This window comes from Streptomyces recifensis (assembly GCF_002154615.1).
GTDB lineage: Bacteria > Actinomycetota > Actinomycetes > Streptomycetales > Streptomycetaceae > Streptomyces > Streptomyces griseoluteus.
Window position 1 is genome coordinate 1 of record NZ_MUNH01000423.1, and the last position, 2711, is coordinate 2711.

Genomic DNA, 2711 nt, shown 5'->3' on the forward strand with positions numbered 1-2711 from the left:
CGTCAGGGGGGTGCTCGTTTCGGGGACGGCGGGCTTGCGCACGGTCCGGGTCTCCTCTGCCATGAGACCCATCATAGAATCATGGGATGATTGGTTGTCCATTCCGGAGCCGGCTCCGTACGGGGCGCCCCGGTCCGGTCCGTTGGTACGGGCCGGAACTCACGTGCCAAGGTGGGCCATGCCTCTGAGCCACCCGCGCCGCTCGGCGCTGTCCGAACAGGTCATCGCGGAGCTGCGCGCCCAGATCACGTCCGGCGAGTGGCCGGTCGGCTCCCGCATCCCCACCGAGCCGGAGCTGGTCGAACAGCTGGGCGTGGCCCGCAACACGGTCCGCGAGGCGGTACGGGCGCTCGCGCACAACGGGCTGCTGGACATCCGCCAGGGCTCCGGCACCTATGTGGTCGCCACCAGCGAGCTGGCCGGAGTGATGCACCGCAGGTTCGCGGACGCCGATCCCCGGCACATCGCGGAGCTGCGCTCCACGCTGGAGTCGTCGGCGGCGAGGCTGGCGGCGGAGCGGCGTACCGAGAAGGACCTCAAGCAGCTGGACGCGCTGCTGACCCGGCGCGAGGAGGCGTGGGAGGCCGGGGAGGCGGAGGCGTTCGTGGCGGCCGACGCCACCTTCCACCTGGCCGTGGTGTCCGCCTCGCACAACGACGTGATGACGGCGATGTACGCGGACCTCGGCGAGGTGCTGCGGGAGTGGCTGCGCGCGGACGTGGGCGCCGAGCTGGAGCAGCGGGCGTACATGGACCACACCCGGCTGGTGGACGCGATCCGCACCGGTGACGCGCGGGCGGCGGCCACCGAGGCGGCCGGCTACCCCTTCCAGTGCCGTCCGGAGCGGTTCAGCCCGCCTTCTGGTGACTGATCCACACCACCCGGATCTCCTTCCAGCACCGCCCGGTCAGCCTCACCGTCAGCGCGGGCCCCGCGGGCACGGGCGCGCTGTCGGTGTCGATGTCCCACCACCGGGCGCACTCGACGTGCAGCCGCACCCGGTCGACGTGCACGTACGGGTTGTGGCAGTAGGCCACCACCTCGGACCCGTCCACCTTGATACGGCAGGACGCGCCGAAGAGGTCGGGGGCGTGCGGGTTGCCGTCACCGGCGCGCGCGACGCCACCGGGCGGGGCGAGGACGAGTACCGCGGCCGCGGTCACCGGGGTCAGGCTGCGGGGAAGACGCACGTAGAGGGACCTCCTCGGCCACGGCTGCGGAGGGGACGCGTACTACGAGGGTGCACCGCCGGAGCCGGGACGGCCCGGCCGGAGATCCGTACGGGTGAGGCCCGCACCCCCGGGGGGATGCGGGCCTCTCGCACGTGCGGGGCCGGGTCAGGCGCCGATGGCGTGGAGACCGCCGTCCACGTGGATGATCTCGCCGGTGGTCTTGGGGAACCAGTCGCTGAGGAGGGCGACGACGCCCTTGCCGGCGGGCTCCGGGTCCTTGAGGTCCCACTCGAGGGGGGAGCGGGTGTCCCACACGGCGGCCAGGTCGGAGAAGCCGGGGATGGACTTGGCGGCCATGGAGCCGATCGGGCCCGCGGAGATGAGGTTGCAGCGGATGTTCTGCTTGCCCAGGTCGCGCGCCATGTAGCGGTTGGTGGCCTCCAGGGCGGCCTTGGCCGGGCCCATCCAGTCGTACTGCGGCCAGGCGTACTGCGCGTCGAAGGTGAGGCCGACGACCGAGCCGCCGTTCTGCATCAGCGGCAGGCAGGCCATGGTCAGCGACTTCAGGGAGAAGGCGGAGACGTGCATGGCGGTGGCGACCGACTCGAACGGGGTGTTCAGGAAGTTGCCGCCCAGGGCGTCCTGGGGGGCGAAACCGATGGAGTGCACGACGCCGTCGAGGCCGCCCAGCTCCTCGCCGACGATGTCGGCCAGGCGCGCGAGGTGCTCCTCGTTGGTGACGTCCAGCTCGATGACCTTCGCCGGCTTCGGCAGCTTCTTGGCGATGCGCTCGGTCAGCGTGGGCCGCGGGAACGCGGTCAGGATGACCTCGGCGCCCTGCTCCTGGGCCAGCTTGGCGACGTGGAAGGCGATGGAGGACTCCATCAGCACGCCCGTGACCAGGATGCGCTTGCCCTCGAGAATTCCGCTCATGGTGTTCAGTGACCCATTCCCAGTCCGCCGTCAACGGGAATGACGGCTCCAGTGATGTACGAGGCGTCGTCCGAGGCGAGGAACTTCACCGCCGCGGCCACCTCCTCCGGCTCGGCGTACCGGCCGAGCGGTACCTGCGACACGATGCCCGCGCGCTGCTCGTCGGTGAGCGCCTTGGTCATGTCGGTGTCGACGAAGCCGGGGGCGACGACGTTGAAGGTGATGTTGCGCGAGCCCAGCTCACGGGCGAGCGAGCGCGCGAAGCCGACCAGCGCGGCCTTGGACGCGGCGTAGTTCGCCTGCCCCGCCGAGCCCAGCAGGCCGACGACCGAGGAGATCAGTACGACGCGGCCCTTCTTGGCCCGCAGCATGCCCCGGTTGGCCCGCTTGACCACCCGGAAGGTGCCGGTGAGGTTGGTGTCGATGACCGAGGTGAAGTCCTCCTCGGACATGCGCATCAGAAGCTGGTCCTTGGTGACGCCGGCGTTGGCGATCAGGACCTCGACGGGGCCGTGCCGCTCCTCGATCTCCTTGTACGCCTGCTCGACCTGCTCGGCGTCGGTGATGTCGCACTTGACGGCGAGGAAGCCCGCCGGGGGCTCGCCC

The 2711-nt window shown here is 71.0% G+C and carries 4 protein-coding genes; 1 reads left to right on the forward strand and 3 read right to left on the reverse strand.

Annotated elements, in window-relative coordinates; translation table 11 throughout:
- The first annotated feature begins 178 nt into the window (after positions 1–178).
- Positions 179–871, forward strand: coding sequence for a FadR/GntR family transcriptional regulator (locus CCN33_RS21410; protein WP_086695177.1), 693 nt, complete (start codon positions 179–181; stop codon positions 869–871).
- Here CCN33_RS21410 and CCN33_RS21415 read toward each other — a convergent pair.
- The 3 genes from CCN33_RS21415 to fabG all read right to left on the reverse strand — a co-directional run.
- On the reverse strand, positions 849–1190 hold the full coding sequence (locus CCN33_RS21415; protein WP_086695178.1) for a hypothetical protein: 342 nt from the start codon (positions 1188–1190) through the stop codon (positions 849–851). The two genes, CCN33_RS21410 and CCN33_RS21415, sit on opposite strands and share 23 nt — an antisense overlap.
- A 147-nt stretch (positions 1191–1337) precedes the next feature.
- Entirely contained in the window at positions 1338–2105 is a 768-nt protein-coding gene (fabI, locus tag CCN33_RS21420; protein ID WP_086695179.1) for an enoyl-ACP reductase FabI, read from the reverse strand.
- Between the two features lie 5 nt (positions 2106–2110).
- Positions 2111–2711: 3-oxoacyl-ACP reductase FabG (fabG, locus tag CCN33_RS21425; protein WP_086695180.1), on the reverse strand; the 601-nt coding region annotated here is incomplete at its 5' end.

Coding starts and splice junctions, on each gene's coding strand:
- CCN33_RS21410 (WP_086695177.1), top strand. CDS start 179: ATGCCTCTGAGCCACCCGCGCCGCTCGGCGCTGTCCGAACAGGTCATC.
- fabI (WP_086695179.1), bottom strand. CDS start 2,105: ATGAGCGGAATTCTCGAGGGCAAGCGCATCCTGGTCACGGGCGTGCTG.